Raw genomic sequence first — 16300 nt, 5'->3', positions numbered from 1 at the left:
ATGAGTATCGCGTCTTTTCTGGTCCTTGGTGCCTCGCTTGCCAGCTGGGCACTGCTGCTTGTGACCAGCCGCGTTATCCTATTCGCATGGCCTGTCGACCCCTGGTTGTTCACACTCATTCAGATGATGGCCGGCGGCATTTTCCTGATTGCCATTGCAGGTCGCGGCAAAGGCTTTGCCGATGCGTTGAGTGACCCGTTTACCTGGCTTTACGGTGGACTGCGGGTGGCCACCGCCGCCTTCTTCACCGCTGCACTGACCTATACATCGACGTATAATGCAGCGTTCCTGGGCATCGTGTCAGTTCCAATCAGCCTGGCTGTGCTTTGGCTGATCTTGTCTCGTCAACCATCCCGGATCGAGTTGCCCGGCCACTGCGCTGTCTTTTTCGGGTTCGTGTTTCTTGCCGGAAGCCTGGATGACGGCTGGCGAAATCCGGCCATTGTTCTGATGATCTTGTCAGAGCTTTGCGTCGTCGCATCGACGCTAATCGCAGAATTTCATCCGCTGAACCAAACCAGTGATACGCGCCAACGCGCCCGCCTTACCGGCATCATGCTTCTTGCAAGTGCCTTTGTCATGCTGATCCTGGCAACAGGTTTTGGCTTCGTCGCACAGTGGTTGCCTGACCTTCGGTCTGGAATTCCCGAAACACTTACCCGGATGACAGATCCTTCGGAGGTGTTCAATCCAGCCTTGTGGATTTCAGCGACCTTGGTTGGCGTCGTGTTGCGGGGGCCATCACTGTTTCTGGCGCTGAAAGCGATCCACCATGTTCGGACAGAAAAATACATTGCCGCCATGGCCGGACTGCCTTTTTTGACCTTTGCAATGGAGACGCTCGCCGTCTCGTTCGGATGGCTCGCTCCAAGTCATTCAACGCATATGACAGTCTTCTGGGGCAGCGTCATGACGTTTGGTTCCCTGAGCGTGCTCATTGCGCGCTCGCGCAAGGAAACGGTCAGACACCCGCATCGCGAAACAGCACCAGAAGCAACCGAAACCAATCGGCATTGATCAATGCGATCTTGCGGATGTGAAAGACGTTGTTCTACCTGAAACGAACTGGCGTGAACAAACCGGTTCCACCGGCAACACCATCGCTTGAAGCAGTTTGGGCGTGCCTGCCGATCACCAACAACAACCGATTTTGGCAACTTGGTTATTCATGCGCATGGGCGTCCTGGAATTCCATCTCTGATCAACCAACAGCAGTACACCGCTCCATTTACATTACCGAAGCCATCGGTTAATTTACGCATGCAAGCAGTGATCTCGACAGGTCCAGCCAGCCTTCCCAAAAAACCAAGACAATCGCGCGGTTACAACTCCCGTAGAGCGTTTCCTGAAAATTGGCGACGTCTATCCAGGGCGTCCATTGCGTTGATTTTTTATCTTTGCAAGACTGAGGAAACCCATTCGATGAAACACTTTTTCCTTGCCGCTGCCGTGACCGGTGCAGTGATATCGTTGACAGCGGCACCAGGTCATGCAGGTCCAGCCGACGACACGATCCGTATTGCGTCACCGTGGAAGATCGGTGCTCTAATCCCTTCCGCCAGTACAGCGCTATCACGCACAGGTGTTGTTGAAACGCTGACAATGCCGACTACCGACGGCGAAATTGTTGGTTTGCTCGCCGAAAGCTGGATCCCAAACGACACGTTGACGGAATGGCGGTTCAAAATTCGCTCGGGTGTCTTATTCCACGATGGCAGCCCTTTAACCGCGGAGACAGTCGCTGCCAATCTGACCAAATTCCAGGAGCAAAGCTCCTTGCGAACCGCCCCAGTTACAAACATCGCTTTCGAAGGTGACGAAGTCGTCGTTAAGCTTGATCGTCCGTATTCCATCTTGCCCACGGTTCTGGCGGACTGGAACACCGGGATTGTTTCTGCAGCGAACCTGACTGATGAGACAGGCGACAGCGTCGCGGGAACCGGACCATTTTCTGTTACCGATGCTTCCGACCCGACAATGCTGAAGCTATCGGCGAATGATGATTACTGGGGCAAGAAGGCGACGATCGGCAAGGTCGAGTATCTGTTCGTTCCCGATGCCCAGGCGCGTCAAGCCATGGCCCAAGCGGGTGAAGTCGAGTTTGCGTTCAGCTTACCGGTCACAGCGACAAAAATGCTTGCAAGCGCGGACAGTGTGCAAGTGCAAATTCAAGCAATCCCGCGCGTTAGGGCACTCAAGCTCAATGGGGGCCTGGCTCCGCTGGACGAAGTCGAGGTGCGTCAGGCCATCAGCTACGCAATTGACCGCAAAGGTATCGCGTCCTCCATTGTCGGCAATCCAGACACGGCGGCATCCCAGTTATTCCCGGCCAGCCTGCCCGCATGGCACGATACATCGCTCGAGCCTTTTTCCCATGATCCTGCAAAAGCCGCAGAATTGCTGGCCAGTGCTGGTTTCACAAAGGGCGATGACGGCATATTGATCCGTGACGGCGACCGTTTTGAAATTGAAATGCGGACATATGACTCGCGCCCGGAGCTTCCCGTCATTGGCGTTGCGATCCAAAGCATGCTCAAGGAAGTCGGCATCGAAGTCACGATGAAACAGGGCGACTGGACCGTCATATCGGACGGGCACACCGATGGAACGCTGGAGGCTGGCATTGTTTCAGACAGCTTCGTGTACGTTCCCGATCCAATCGGAGCCTTGAGCGAGAACTTTTACAAGAGCGGGGGCTTCTGGGGTTCCATGAACTGGAACAACGACGAGTTTGACGCATTGGTCGAGACGTATCAAAGAACGGTTGATCCGGAAAAGCTGGCGCAGCTTCGTACCGATATGGTCGCGATGATCCATGAGGAACATCCCATGGTGACGGTCACCTGGTATGACGATGTTTATGCGGTTTCGAAGAATGTATCGAATTTCACGTTCGACGTTTACGAACGCGATTTCGGCCTTAATCGTCTGACCTGGGCGGAGTAGTCTGCTGAATGACGCTTGCCGCACTTTTGGCGAGGAAGGCGCTGCTCATCCTGACCATCACGTTGCTTGTCGCTTCGTGTTCATTTTGGGCTGTGCATCTCCTTCCGGAAAACATTGCCATCCAGATCGCGGCAGCGAGGTTTTCCGGCACTGAACCAAATCAGCAACTGGCGGAGGTGGTCAGTCAGTCCTATGGGCTGGACCGCCCGATACTGGTTCAATATGCCGATTGGTTGGCCGGAACACTGACACTGGATTTTGGCGTCTCGCTCGTGACCGGGCGAGACGTGGTGCACGATATCGCGCACCACGGTCAGAATTCTTTGCGAACCGTTTTCTGGGGCTTCATCGCAGGTGTCGCCCTGGCGGTTCCAACCGGATATGTCTGCGCGCGTTTTGCAGGCAGCCACCTGGACACGATATTGACGGTCTTTAGTGCCGCCATCTCTACAATTCCGTCTTTCCTCGTTGCTATCGTCATGGCGCAACTTTTCGTGGTCGAACTCGGCCTTGCAACACTCAGCGGCACATCAGGATGGGCACGTCTCTGGGTGCTTGTTCTGACGATTGCCCTGTCGATTTCCGGTTTGCTGAGCCGCGTCGTCAGGACAGCCGTCATTGATGTCCGTTTGCAACCCTTTATGCTGCACGCCTTGATACGCGGCGTTCCGGAGCGAGAGTTGTTCTGGCGGCATGGGTTGAAAAATGCGCTGCGCCCAGTGCTGAATTATCTTCCCGTGGTCTTCATGTTCCTGATTTACGATGTGATCGTTATCGAAACGGTCTTCAACTATCACGGTCTGGGCTGGGCGCTGATCAACGCGGTCAAAGCGCTGGATGTGCCGCTGATGCAGGGTCTCGTTTTGGCGCTCGTGCTGTTTTATCTTTGCTGCACAACACTAAGCGACCTTTTGACGTGGCGTATCTATCACAAGGCCGCGTGATGTCTCAAGTCAGCGAAGCGCGTAGGCCCTGGAAACTAGGCATTGCACTGACGCTCTTGTTCGTCATGACAGCCACTTTCGGGCCGTTGCTATATGCAGTGGACCCCAATGCACAAAACCTGCTCTCGGTTCTTTCACCGCCTGGCGGGCAGCACCCATTGGGCACAGATCAGCTTGGTCGTGACGTCCTTGCAAGGCTGCTTCATGGTGCGCGATATTCAGCCGGCATTGCAATTGCCGTTGTTGTCTTCAGCATTGCCCTGGGGTGCATCTTGGCCGGGATCGCGCAGTGGACTGGCGGAATGATCTCCACCTCACTCGTGATGTTCTCCGATGCGGTCTACGCCCTTCCAGGCCTGTTGGTAACACTTCTCCTGGCAGATGTTCTGGGCGGTGGTGCGATGGTGATCGTTTTTCTACTCTGGATCGTCGCCTGGCCAGAATACTTTCGTTTGTCCTATTCCGTGGGGCAGCAAATTGTGAACAGCGACCATGTGCTTGCATCCCGCCTGGCAGGTGCCAGCGGGGGGACAATTTTCCGCCTGCAGGTTCTGCCCGTGATCCTGCCTTACCTCTTGTCACTGGGGGCAATCTCCGTCGGGCGCATCGTTCTGGCGATTGCCACTCTTGGATTTCTCGGCGTCGGAATTGCACCACCCCAGGCGGAATGGGGCATGATGATCAATGATCTTCGCGTCTACTGGCAAATTTCACCCGTTCAATTGGCAGCACCGGTGTTCGCGATAGTCTGGGTAGTGCTTGCCTTGCTTATCCTGTCGCAATCAATGCCCAAAGCCAAACCGGGCTTGAATTGATGCATTGTCTTGAGGCCCGCAATCTCAAACTGTCTGCAGGACAATTGTCGCTGGATGTTCCACACCTGCGTTTCAAGCAGGGGAAAACCTGTTGTGTTGTCGGGCGGTCAGGTTCGGGAAAGTCACTCCTTGCAGCTGCACTTTCAGGATTGCCGGTTCCCGGGATGGCCATGACCGGAGATGTTTGTCTCAATGGCTCCCCCGCAGACGGGCCACTTTGGAAAGACCATGTCTTTGTCCTTCCGCAAGAACCGGCACTTGCACTCAATCCAACCATGCCTGTCGGCAAACAGTTGGCTGAAGTGTTCCGTTGGCGAGGCGACCCTGCGTGTTCCTGCAAGTCGCCCGGCGCGATCAGCGCGGAGGTTGGTCTCGACCAGGATGATCTGAAAAAGATCCCCGGCCAGCTTTCCGGCGGAATGCAACAGCGTATCATGATCGCCATGGCACTTGTCGCGCGTGCCAGTTTTGTCATCGCCGATGAGCCGACAAAGGGGCTCGACGGTGGCAACAAGAAGCGGATTATCGACTTGTTTGGCCGGTTCAGGACGTCCGGTCGCGGCCTGATTGTCATTACCCACGATCTTGAGGTGGCAAGTGCTCTGGCCGACGACATCATCGTTTTGGGGGATGGCCTGATTGCCGAACAGGGGCTGGCCAGTCAGGTGCTCACCAACCCGCGAAGTGAGGCAACGCGTGAATTGATCCGCAGCGCACCGCAAAACTGGCCAACGGCTCCCGCAACACCGCAAAAACCACATTGCCCCGTCGTGCGTCTGGAAGATGTCACTTTTGGCTATCGGCGCACCACCCCAATCCTCAGTGAAGCAACGATGGAGATCGATGGCGGCGAAATCGTCGGTCTACTGGGTCCGAGCGGTTCCGGGAAATCCACCTTTGGAGACCTCTGTCTCGCACTGCAAAAACCGCAGTCGGGGACAGTGCAATGGTTTGGCTCAGACCTGAATTCCGCGTTGATCCGGAAGCGACGCACAAAGTTTCAGAAGCTGTTTCAAAACCCCGTAACGTCCTTTCCACCAAACCTTGTTTTGCGGGACGTGTTCGACAAACTCACGCCGCAAAGTGCCGGAGCCAATATCAGAACCGAATTGATGTCGAGGCTTGGATTGACGGATGATTTGCTCCTGCGGCGGCCGGATCAAGTGAGTGGTGGAGAGTTGCAGCGTCTTGCGATCATACGCGTGCTATTGGCTCAACCAAGTTTTCTAGTCTGTGACGAACCCTCTTCACGCCTCGATATGTCCATACAACGGCTCGCAATCGACGTCATAGCTGAATATTCGTCACAATTTTCTTCTGCTGTTCTGCTGATTTCTCACAACGAAACCGTTTTGCGCAAACGCGCGAATCGTGTTTTTGAAATCTCGCATGAGGGTCGTCTATCGCTCAAAAGCTATGATTAGCGTCTCTCGTCTCCACGAAAACCAGCCCGAAGCCTGGTTCGTTTCACGAGTCAGATTTTGTCTGCAGGCTCCACATTGGAAATTGAAAGCCAATGGCTCATTCCGGGCCCACAAGTTGTTTCCGGATGACATCAACTTGTTCCGACACCGCCGCATGTCAAAGCTGAACAGTGAGCTACTCACCAATCACGTGACAAGTTTATCGTAAATTGAACTGCTCCTTGTTTCCGCTGTCCTGGTTGGATTTCATTCTTTCGCAGCCTATGGACCGCTGCTGAAAGCCGGCCGCCAAGAGCGGAATGGGGGCGTTTAAGATTGTAGAACTCCATCCATCGATATGCGTATGAAGTTTCGGCGCAGACGATCCGTCCAGACAAAGGACATGGACTGACTGCGCTCGACACCCGTCCAAGAGCCAAGTGGCGATCTGGCTTTGAACTCCGGGCAATGCTGATTCCGTTTCGACATCGCCAATCTCCCTGGTGATGAAGATCAGCAGACAGAAAATGGCAAACTAAGTGAGTGTCCGCATTCCTGGGGGTACTTCAGCGCCGACACTACCCAAATCCTTTTGCAAGGCTGGAGCGATCTCAACCAAGCGATTCTAGAGCGCATCCATTGAATGTTGGTTCGTTTGATGCCGGAAAGCAGGTCACTCGGCAAGGCGCGTCACGAAGGGCGATGTGGTGCATCGGTCAAGTGGCGCAACGCTGCCGATGCGCTGCTTTCCGGCACCCGAAGGGCCGGGCTCTTTCTCCCGATGACTGCGTTGGCTTGCGCTTGTGGTGGGGTACACCGCTGCACACAAGCCGCCTGGGCAGCCGAAGAAAGCGCGCCGGTCAAATGATCCAACATTCAATGGATGCGCTCTAGACTGGCACTCCAGTCTGTTGGCCTGTGATCGAACCATCAAGGGATGCGGTGGAAGCAGCGCCGGCAACTGACGCAGTTACGCTATTTGCAGGTCGCTCGTGGACGGTTTCGGGCTTCGGGGCATGCTGGCGCAATATGCGCCTCGCGCTGCAAGCGGACAGCTGAGTGCAACCCGACCTGAAGCTTTCTGGCTTGCGACACGTCTTGGCGACAAAACTCAGGGAAACCGGGTTGGACGAACGCGCTGCCGTAGACGGACCTGGACAGACGACTGAAGCAAAGGACGCGCACTCCTGAAGGAGCGCGGATCTGAGGCGTAAAATGGCCAGCTTTGGGAAGATCTTTGGGGCAGAAGTGAACAACCGACGAGCCAAAACTGTCAAACCAATAGGCTTGAACAGTGCACGCAAACAAAAAGGCAAGGAAATTCAGAAAGTTGAGTGGTGCCCAGAGGCGGAATCGAACCACCGACACGCGGATTTTCAATCCGCTGCTCTACCAACTGAGCTATCTGGGCGCGCTTTGCTTGGGTCGGGAAAAGCCCCCGTTCGCTGAAAGCCCGGTCCTTATAGAGGCTGGTTCAGACCTTGTCCAGCACTCTGGCAAAGTTTTTTGCCCGCTCCTGCCAGCAGGGTTGGGGAAAACCACAGTTCAGTTCAAGATGCTGAAAACACGTATTTTTTTGCGACATGGCGAAATTCGAGCGGGATGAGGTGATTGCATGGATGCACATCACGAGATTGTCGTGCGCGCGCGTCAACAGCGCCGGGTGCCTATCCGTTCCGGCACATGCAATATCAGGGCATTTACACCCGGTCAGGGGTAATCGGTGCGCACAGAACTTCGTTCTGCCGGTGCCGGGTTGAACAGGCTTCGTTTCTCGAAACGCCAAACACCGAAAAAAAAACGCGCCGGCATGCGGCGCGTTTCAATTGGCGTTCGGGGGAACACTTTACTGTTCGGTGATCCTGCCATCGGTGTAGGGCGCATAGCCGTTGCGCGCTGCGAGGTAGTCGGCAACCACCGCCTCCAGTCCGGGCCCGAAGTCATATGCATTCATGCCGTTTTCGGCAAAGACTTTGTAGCCGTCACCGCCACCGCGCATGTAGTTGTTGGAGACGACACCATAGACCTTTTCCGGATCAAGCGGCACCCAATTGCCGTCTTCCATGACTTCGACAACGAGGACACGCCCGGCGCCAGGATCCTTCTTGCGCGTCCAGGAGTATTTCAGACCGGCAACCTGAGGGAAGCGGCCCGCGCCATCCTCGACCTGGGAGACACCGTTTTCCAGCGCCGTTACGACGTCCGCTCCCTTGAGCTGAAAAGTGGACAGGGTGTTCTGGAACGGCAGAACCGTCAGGACCTCACCCATGGTGACTTCACCGCCATCAATGGAGGCGCGCAAACCGCCACCGTTCTGAATTGCGATCTGGACACCCTGGTCCATGACACGGTCAAGCATGGCGTCGGCAACGAGATTGCCCATCTGGCACTCGCCAGCGCGGCAGGAGCCGCGGTCACCGTCGATGACATCTTCACTGGATCCGATGACCTTGCCCTTCAGTTCCTCGATCGGCGCAGCCAATTCGGCAACCCGGCCCGCGAAGCCTTCATCCGGTGTCACGGACGCATCCAGCAGGATCGGTTCGCCCTCGGCCTTGAGGAGATTGCCGTCATCGTCCCAGGTGACATCAAGTTCGCCGAGGAACTTTCCGTAGGCATACGCCTGAACGATGGGCACTTCCTTGCCTTCCGGATTTGTAACAAGAACCGGATAGGGACCTGACGCACCTTCCTGCGTGTTGGAAAGTAGCGTGTGAGAATGTCCTCCGACGATCACGTCAATTCCGGGAACGGCCGCAGCAATTTCCATATCCCGTGGCAGTCCCATGTGAGTGACTGCAATGATCTTGTTGACACCGGCAGCCTCGAGACCCTCGACGGCACCTTTCAGATAGTCTTCGGCCTGAATGAAGCGGACACCATCGCCCGGTGAGGATGTATCGACCGTGTCTTCGGCCAAAGCGGACACGATACCGATTTTTTCGCCACCCCTTTCCAGGATGACGATGCCGGGAACCTTGCCTTTCAGCAGCGGCTCGGCGCTGACCTCGATATTACCGGAAATGATCGGAAACGTCGCCTTGCCGATGAAATTGGCGAGACCCTCCGGGCCATCGTCGAATTCGTGATTGCCGACCGCCATGGCGTCAATATTCATTTCGTTCAGGAATTCGACCGCCGCGTCGCCCTTGTACGTCGTATAGAACAGCGAACCCTGGAACTGATCACCTGCGTCTACGACAATGACATTCCTGCCATCTGCTTCGAGCGCATTGCGGCGTTCGTCGAGTTTCGTCTTGATACGGGCAATACCACCGAAACATTTTCCTTCCGCTTCGTCCTCCGCGTCGCATGTGGAATCGTACTTGTTTATCGACTCAATACGTGAATGCAGGTCGTTCAAATGCAGTATCGACAGTGAATAATCAGCATATGCAGCCGAAGACAGCGCCGTCGAGAGAGACAACACTGCAGCGGTAAGAAATCGGTTCTTCATCGGACCCTCGCCCTGGATTCTGGTTGTTTTTCGGTTCCGCGCAAAAGGCGGGCATCGCACCTGCCGAGCTCGATATTCCGATTGGTCACAGGAGCGCATGAATTCACAGCGCCATAACCTCCTGTCACTACCGGGAAATCGGGCCGGGTCAGCCGGTGCCCGAAATCTTTGAACAGATTTGTTGCCACCGCAAGTGGACGGCGCGAGATAAAGAAAAATTAATTTAACCGGAGAAGCTTCGCGCACCAACTCGACGCGAGAATTCGGTAAAATGTCTGACGTGGGAATTCCGGACTGCGCTCCCGATGCGGAGATCCGGACAGTCCGGCTTGTGTCCGGAAAGTCAGTCTTCGGGAATATTGCTCTCGTCGATGTCGTCGGTTTCGACCACAGGGATCGTATAACCCTCTGAAAACCAGCGGTTCAGATCCACCTTGGCGCAGCGGTCCGAGCAAAAGGGGTAGTCTTCCCTTGTCGACAGTTTCGAACAGATCGGACAAGGACGCATGCGCCGAACCGATGTCTCGTTGTCATTTACGGTCATCATGCCTCGCAGTGTTTGGCCGGGTTGCCCCTATCTGCCATCAGGCGGCAGCTGTCGCCCAGCCCTGATGAACCGGATAGCCGGCTGCACTCAGAAGGTTCGCCGTCTCGACCAGAGGCAGTCCGACAACAGAGGGATAAGATCCCACCAGTTTGACGACGAAACTGCCGGCAAGGCCCTGGATCGCATAGCCACCCGCCTTGCCTCGCCATTCTCCTGACGCAATATAGTCATCGACATCCATGCGGGACAGGCGCTTGAACCGGACACGTGTTTCAACCAGCTTGGAGCGAACCTTGCCGTTGGCTTCTGCAACGGCGACACCGGTGAAGACCCGATGCCCCCTGCCGGAAAGAAGCGACAGGCACATCAGTGCCTGCTCGGTCAGCTCCGCCTTCGGCAGCGCACGACGGCCGACAGCGACGACCGTGTCAGCTGCAAGCACGATACCCCCTTTGAGCTCCGGTGAGGCATCCGCCGACTGGCGAACGGCCTCGGCCTTGGTGCGGGCAAGCCTCAGTGCAAGACTGCGGGGCGTTTCATGCTTCCTGGGCGTCTCGTCAATGTCGGCGGGCATGAGGTGATCGGGATCGAGCCCGATCTGCTGCAGCAGCGCGAGGCGGCGCGGCGAAGCTGATGCCAGAATGAGCGGAGAATCATCGGTCATGGGAGAAAGAGCCTTGCAGCCGGAACCACCTTGAAAAGACCGCTACTTGAAGCGGTAGGTGATCCGCCCCTTGGTGAGATCGTAAGGGGTCATTTCGACAAGAACCTTGTCGCCCGCCAGAACGCGGATTCGGTTCTTGCGCATGCGCCCTGCCGTGTGAGCGATAATTTCGTGATCGTTTTCCAGTTTTACGCGGAACGTCGCATTCGGCAAGAGTTCTGTTACGACGCCCGGAAACTCCAGAGCTTCTTCTTTAGCCATTTGATATCCTGAATAAAGCGGGTCCTGCCCGCGGGTGCCGGGGAAACTAACGGATTACTGTCAGAATGTGAACAGTTCTTTCCGATCCTTACAAAAAAGAAAACTCAGTCGGCCGCCGATGGCGACCAGTCGAAGCGTTTCTTGATTCGCATCATCAGCTGGTCGCGCACGGTCCGGTATTCGTTCAGGATCTGTTCGCGACTCCCCGTTGCAAGTGTCGGATCCATGGTTGGCCAGTATTCCACGTCCATCGCATCCGTCCTGGTCATCTCGAGAGCCTTGTGGTGGGCCTCGGGTGCCAGGGTGACAATCAGGTCGAATCCAGATTCGTCCAGATCTTCGAAGGTCTTTGGCCGATGTTTGCCCATATCGACACCGATCTCGGCCATTACCGCATCCACGAAGGGGTCGACCTTGCCTTGCCGGACACCGGCAGAGCGCACGTAGATCCGGCCGGGGAACAGTTTCTGCATCAGACCTTCGGCCATCGGGGAGCGAACGGAATTCATCCCGCAGGCGAACAGAACCGCAGTCGGACGAAGGCCCGGCCCGGTCACTTGTCTCAGCCTTTCCAGTGCAAGGCGTAGACCAGCGTGAACAAGCGTCTCGCTGTCTGCATGTCAACCGCGATCTTTCCTTCCAGCCGTTCCATCAAGATAACCGATCCTTCATTGTGAACTCCGCGCCGCCCCATATCGATCGCCTCGATCTGGCTGGGCGTCGCATGGCGGATGGCTTCATAATAGCTTTCGCAGATCAGGTCATAATCCTTGACGATCTTGCGAAGCGGCGACAGTGACAGGACATGAGTGACGACCTCACGCTCGTCATCTGTTCTTATGCGAAACACCAGTTTCTTTTCGACAACCGCAAGGTCGAGAACATATTTCGCGGGTGGGTGCCCCACTGGCTGGAAACTGTTTTCCTCGATCAGATCGTAGATCGCGACTGCCCGGTCATGCTCGACTTCCGGGGTGGAACGCGCAATGGAGGCTTCGTCCAAAACGATATCCACCAGCCGACTGCCGGCGGATTGCGAACTGGTTTCCGGTTGCGTATCGCTCATGTGCGAGAAGCCTCCTAGAATCTCCGTTACATGTTCAACCTGATGGAAACAGAGCGCGCGTGCGCCGACAACCCCTCAGATTCGCCCAGTGTGATTGCCGCCGGGCCAAGAGCCCGCAGATTATCCGCATTGCACTTCAGGATCGAGGTGCGCTTGACGAATTCCAGAACGGAGAGACCTGAGGAAAACCGCGCAGACCGCGCCGTGGGCAACACGTGATTGGAGCCACCGACATAATCACCAATCGCTTCCGGCGTATAGTGCCCGAGAAAAACTGCCCCCGCATTGCGCACCTTTTTCAAGAGATCTTCCGGATCGGCAACAGCCAGCTCCAGGTGTTCGGGTGCGATCCGGTTGGCCAGCGGCATTGCGGCCTCAAGGTTCTCCACCCGAATGATCGCACCGAAATCCTGCCAGCTGGCCCTTGCCACCTGCTCGCGCGGCAACGTCTTCAGCTGCGCTTCCACTGCTCTTTCCACCTGAACGGCCAGATCTTCGCTATCTGTCATCAGAATGGACTGGGCGGCCGTATCGTGCTCGGCCTGAGCCAGCAGATCGGCGGCAATCCAGTCGGGATTGTTGTCGCCATCCGCAACGATCAGGACTTCGGAAGGCCCGGCAATCATGTCGATGCCGACGGTGCCAAACACCCGGCGCTTTGCAGCAGCAACAAAGGCATTGCCGGGACCGACGATCTTGGCAACCGGAGAAATGGTTTCAGTACCGAAGGCAAGAGCGGCGACGGCCTGGGCACCGCCAATACGGTAAATCTCGGTGACGCCGGCAACACTGGCGGCCGCTAGAACGAGCGGGTTCAGAACACCGTCCGGGCTTGGCACGACCATCACGATGCGATCGACACCGGCAACACGCGCCGGAACGACGTTCATCAGCACCGAACTCGGATAGTTTGCCAGACCGCCAGGCACGTAGACGCCAACAGCCTCAATCGCTGTCCAGAGCGACCCCAGTTCCACACCGATGTCATCAGTATAACGTTCGTCCCTGGGCACCTGGCGAGAATGATGCGCATGAATCCGGTCATGAGCGAATTGCAGGGCCTCCAGCGTTTCCGCCGGCACTTCCTTCACTGCTTTCTCAATTTCCTGCCTGGAGACTGTGAGCTCCGCCATGCCGGCTGCATCGAGCCGGTCAAATTTTGCGGTATAGTCCAGTACGGCCCTGTCGCCGTTCGCGCGAACATCTTCGATTATGTCGCGAACCACCTGGTCGACATTTTCCGAGACTTCCCTCTTGCCCGCCAGAAGGTCCTGGAACCGTTCCTCAAATCCCGTTTCGGTGCTGTCTAGGCGTAGAACCACGCGCATCTCCATCACAAACGGTGCCAGGCACCGAATTAGTCCCGATCATCGGTCAGCTGAGGTCGTGTTGCGGCAGGTTGGGGGTCGACCAGGCGGCACCGAGGTCGGAAAGCTGCGCCTCTATGCACTCCACGTCCAGCGCAATGCTGGCACCACCGGCAAAAGCGAGCTGGATTTTGCCTGAAGGCTCATCTGCTGCCTCAAACGTGACAGCCAGTAATTCCAGCACCACGCCCTTGGCTTCCTGCCGGATGTTCTGCACCTTCATGCCTGTCACCTGCCCGACAGCAAGGGCGGATCTGCGACGCTCGTGTTCCCTCGTACGCTTGTCCGCCTCCTTGTCCCAAACGAAGCGGTTCACGATGAAGACCGCCTTTTTCTCCTTCGGCAGAAAGCGGATGTCCGCCACCGTCATTACGGCGTCCTGCAAGTGGGTGGAAAGAACCTGCAGGTCTTCCTGGTCGAGGGCGGCAAGTTTCAGCTGATCCATAGCGGTCTGATTCTGATCCGGTTAGTCTTGTTTTCGGCAGACCGCATATAGGGCGTGTCTGGCATTATCCCAAGGGAGATGACCTAAAGCGGAAATCAGCGTTTTGCAACGCCGAATAACTTCGACAGGGCGGGTCAGGGGCCGTCATCCACGCGCTGACGCAGATCCTGCCTGATTTCATCGAGTGTTGCGATGCGCTTGAACACCCTGCGACCAAGCCAGAGACCGAACACCAGAAGAAAAAAACCAAGTGTCGGTCCGAAGGGCGAAGCGACAAACACAACCGCCAGCAATCCAGCCAAGGCAAAACAAACCTGGATCAGGAACCTGATTGTCTGTGCACCCATGTATTCCCTCGCTCTTCGCCAGATTGTCTGCCCGATGATGGCCGCGCCAATATCGCTGGCCGCGCTGGCTTGCAATCGCTGCAAGCATCTAGGACAGTGCGTTCAGGTCAAAATACCCTTCGCTGTCAGGAATGCCATGTTCAAATCGCTGTCCGGCCTCTTTTTCAGTCTTGCTGTTTTGTGGACAGCTGCCGCGTCAGCACAGGACGTCACCGAAAAGGTTCTTGGCGAAACGATCTATGTGCCTGCCTATTCCAGGATCTTCTCCTATCCGAACCGTTCTGACCTGCTCGCAACTACGCTTGCGGTGCATAATGTCGATCCGGATACGACCCTGACACTGACCAGGGTCGATTACCACGGTGAAGACGGAAAGTTGCTGCGCAGCCTGCTTGAAGCTCCGTTCGAACTTGCGCCGCTGCAGTCAAAGACCGTGCTTATTCCGATCAACGATACCAGCGGTGGCGTCGGGGCAAATTTCATAGTGGTCTGGACGGCCGGCAAACCCACTCTCGGCCCGATTGCCGAGGCGATCATGACAAGCGGCAGCGGCGGTCCCGGTCCCTCCTTTACCTCAAGGGGCCGTGTAATCGCACGTCAGCAGGCGGAATAACCGGTTCGCCTGCCCCTCAAGTGTAGCCGCCGGCGGATCAAGTTCAGGATCGCAGCCCGGTATCTGTCTTAACCGGAAATCCGCTCGATCTGCGCGCCACAGCGGGTGAGCTTGTCTTCCAGGCGCTCAAAACCACGATCGAGATGGTAGACCCTGTTGACGGTTGTTTCGCCCTCGGCTGCCAGTCCTGCAATCACGAGCGAAACGGAAGCCCTGAGATCGGTTGCCATGACGGGTGCGCCGCGCAATGTTGACACGCCGTCGACCGTCGCGGTGCGGCCGTCGACCTGGATCTGGGCGCCGAGACGGGCAAGTTCCTGGACATGCATGAAACGGTTTTCGAAAATGGTTTCGGTGATCTGGCTGGTGCCGCCTGCCTTGGTCATCAGCGCCATGAACTGGGCTTGCAGATCGGTCGGGAAGCCCGGGAAAGGTTCCGTGGTGACATCGACCGGCTGAATACCGTTGCCATTGCGATAGACCTTGATGCCATCCGGTGTCTGGGTGATGTCGGCTCCGGTCTGGCGCAGCGTGTCCAAAGCTGCCTCCAACAAATCCGTGCGAGCGCCCTGAAGAAGCACATCACCGCCTGTCATGGCCACCGCCATGGCGTAGGTTCCCGTCTCGATCCGGTCAGGAACAACGGCATGGTGAGCACCGTGAAGACGCGGAACCCCCTGGATCCGGATGGTCGATGTCCCCTCCCCCTCAATCCTGGCGCCCATGGCCTTAAGGCAACGGGCCAGATCGACAACTTCCGGTTCGCGCGCGGCATTGACGATTTCCGTCTCACCGTGTGCGAGGGTCGCCGCCATCATGACGGTGTGCGTTGCACCCACGGAAACCTTGGGAAACTCGACACGCGCTCCCTTCAGGCCACCTGGTGCCCTGACCACAACATAACCACCCTCGATCTCGATCTCGGCACCGAGCGCCGCCAGTCCGTCGATAAAGAAATCGACCGGGCGCGTTCCGATTGCACAACCACCGGGAAGCGAAACACGCGCCTCGTGCATGCGCGCAACCAGCGGGCCGATAACCCAGAAGCTGGCCCGCATCTTGGAGACCAGTTCGTAAGGGGCCGTCGTGTCGACGATTTCACGGGCGGTCAGGTTAAGCGTCTGGCCTGCCAGGTTGTCCTGACCGCTGCGCTTGCCGTTGACGGAATAGTCGACGCCGTGGTTGGAGAGAATCTGCATCAACTGTGCGACATCGCGCAATCGCGGTACATTTGAAAGCGTCAGGGTTTCGTCTGTCAGAAGCGAAGCTATCATGAGCGGCAATGCCGCATTCTTTGCCCCGGAAATCGGGATGATACCGTTCAGCTCCGCGCCGCCGACGACCTTGATGCTATCCATATGAACCCCGAACCCGGCCGCTTTCCCCGGCGGCCATCCCTTAGAACAATCTCTCACCAAACCTGCG

General features: G+C 56.7%; 17 protein-coding genes and 1 tRNA gene. 7 read left to right on the top strand and 11 right to left on the bottom strand.

Annotated features, from left to right (window positions below):
- From ACO6TI_RS14365 to ACO6TI_RS14340, 6 genes are all read left to right on the top strand, one after another.
- Window positions 1-1017, top strand: coding sequence for a translation-associated GTPase (locus ACO6TI_RS14365; RefSeq protein WP_422385154.1), 1017 nt, complete (start codon window positions 1-3; stop codon window positions 1015-1017).
- Window positions 1018-1104: 87 nt separating this feature from the next.
- Entirely contained in the window at window positions 1105-2946 is a 1842-nt protein-coding gene (locus tag ACO6TI_RS14360) for an ABC transporter substrate-binding protein (protein ID WP_422385153.1), read from the top strand.
- An 8-nt stretch (window positions 2947-2954) separates the two neighbouring features.
- A complete protein-coding gene (locus ACO6TI_RS14355; protein WP_422385152.1) occupies window positions 2955-3890 on the top strand; it encodes an ABC transporter permease in 936 nt (311 codons plus the stop codon).
- Window positions 3890-4705 carry an ABC transporter permease gene (locus ACO6TI_RS14350; protein WP_422385151.1) on the top strand — a complete coding sequence of 272 codons (816 nt, stop codon included), beginning with the start codon at window positions 3890-3892 and terminating at the stop codon, window positions 4703-4705. The genes ACO6TI_RS14355 and ACO6TI_RS14350 overlap by 1 nt, the downstream gene beginning before the upstream one ends.
- Window positions 4705-6129, top strand: a complete 1425-nt coding sequence (locus ACO6TI_RS14345) for an ABC transporter ATP-binding protein (protein WP_422385150.1) — start codon at window positions 4705-4707, stop codon at window positions 6127-6129. The genes ACO6TI_RS14350 and ACO6TI_RS14345 overlap by 1 nt, the downstream gene beginning before the upstream one ends.
- Window positions 6130-6751: 622 nt before the next feature.
- Window positions 6752-6976: a hypothetical protein gene (locus ACO6TI_RS14340; RefSeq protein WP_422385149.1), complete on the top strand. Its 225-nt coding sequence runs from the start codon at window positions 6752-6754 to the stop codon at window positions 6974-6976.
- A 467-nt stretch (window positions 6977-7443) separates the two neighbouring features.
- On the opposite strand, the gene ACO6TI_RS14335 is transcribed toward ACO6TI_RS14340, so the two are convergent.
- The 10 genes from ACO6TI_RS14335 to ACO6TI_RS14290 all read right to left on the bottom strand — a co-directional run bounded on the left by ACO6TI_RS14335 (window position 7444) and on the right by ACO6TI_RS14290 (window position 14262).
- A tRNA-Phe gene (locus tag ACO6TI_RS14335) sits at window positions 7444-7519 on the bottom strand.
- A gap of 435 nt (window positions 7520-7954) precedes the next feature.
- Window positions 7955-9565 carry a bifunctional metallophosphatase/5'-nucleotidase gene (locus tag ACO6TI_RS14330; protein ID WP_422385148.1) on the bottom strand — a complete coding sequence of 537 codons (1611 nt, stop codon included), beginning with the start codon at window positions 9563-9565 and terminating at the stop codon, window positions 7955-7957.
- Window positions 9566-9908: 343 nt separating this feature from the next.
- Window positions 9909-10109, bottom strand: a complete 201-nt coding sequence (yacG, locus tag ACO6TI_RS14325; RefSeq protein WP_055112699.1) for a DNA gyrase inhibitor YacG — start codon at window positions 10107-10109, stop codon at window positions 9909-9911.
- Window positions 10110-10149: 40 nt separating this feature from the next.
- The gene (locus ACO6TI_RS14320; RefSeq protein WP_029064071.1) at window positions 10150-10776 is read right to left on the bottom strand and encodes a Maf-like protein; all 627 of its coding nucleotides are present in this window, start codon (window positions 10774-10776) and stop codon (window positions 10150-10152) included.
- 42 nt (window positions 10777-10818) lie between these two features.
- The gene (infA, locus tag ACO6TI_RS14315) at window positions 10819-11037 is read right to left on the bottom strand and encodes a translation initiation factor IF-1 (RefSeq protein ID WP_006939340.1); all 219 of its coding nucleotides are present in this window, start codon (window positions 11035-11037) and stop codon (window positions 10819-10821) included.
- A 104-nt stretch (window positions 11038-11141) separates the two neighbouring features.
- On the bottom strand, window positions 11142-11594 hold the full coding sequence (locus ACO6TI_RS14310; protein WP_029064072.1) for a low molecular weight phosphatase family protein: 453 nt from the start codon (window positions 11592-11594) through the stop codon (window positions 11142-11144).
- Window positions 11595-11599: 5 nt separating this feature from the next.
- Window positions 11600-12103 (bottom strand): UPF0262 family protein, encoded by a 504-nt coding sequence (locus tag ACO6TI_RS14305; protein WP_104703332.1) that lies wholly within the window; start codon window positions 12101-12103, stop codon window positions 11600-11602.
- 26 nt (window positions 12104-12129) lie between these two features.
- A complete protein-coding gene (hisD, locus tag ACO6TI_RS14300; protein WP_422385147.1) occupies window positions 12130-13431 on the bottom strand; it encodes a histidinol dehydrogenase in 1302 nt (433 codons plus the stop codon).
- A 46-nt stretch (window positions 13432-13477) separates the two neighbouring features.
- Window positions 13478-13915 carry a DUF2948 family protein gene (locus tag ACO6TI_RS14295; protein ID WP_055111733.1) on the bottom strand — a complete coding sequence of 146 codons (438 nt, stop codon included), beginning with the start codon at window positions 13913-13915 and terminating at the stop codon, window positions 13478-13480.
- Window positions 13916-14049: 134 nt separating this feature from the next.
- Complete coding sequence (locus ACO6TI_RS14290; RefSeq protein ID WP_055111731.1) at window positions 14050-14262, bottom strand: hypothetical protein; 213 nt, start codon at window positions 14260-14262, stop codon at window positions 14050-14052.
- Here ACO6TI_RS14290 and ACO6TI_RS14285 point away from each other — a divergent pair.
- Window positions 14261-14875 (top strand): DUF3124 domain-containing protein, encoded by a 615-nt coding sequence (locus ACO6TI_RS14285; RefSeq protein ID WP_422385146.1) that lies wholly within the window; start codon window positions 14261-14263, stop codon window positions 14873-14875. The genes ACO6TI_RS14290 and ACO6TI_RS14285 overlap by 2 nt on opposite strands.
- 68 nt (window positions 14876-14943) lie before the next feature.
- On the opposite strand, the gene murA is transcribed toward ACO6TI_RS14285, so the two are convergent.
- On the bottom strand, window positions 14944-16233 hold the full coding sequence (murA, locus tag ACO6TI_RS14280; RefSeq protein ID WP_196877752.1) for a UDP-N-acetylglucosamine 1-carboxyvinyltransferase: 1290 nt from the start codon (window positions 16231-16233) through the stop codon (window positions 14944-14946).
- Between the last annotated feature and the right edge of the window lie 67 nt (window positions 16234-16300).

This window comes from Roseibium album, assembly GCF_965233825.1.
GTDB lineage: Bacteria > Pseudomonadota > Alphaproteobacteria > Rhizobiales > Stappiaceae > Roseibium > Roseibium album.
The sequence above is the reverse complement of the archived record's forward strand: the minus strand, read 5'-3'. Positions and strand labels throughout refer to the sequence as shown.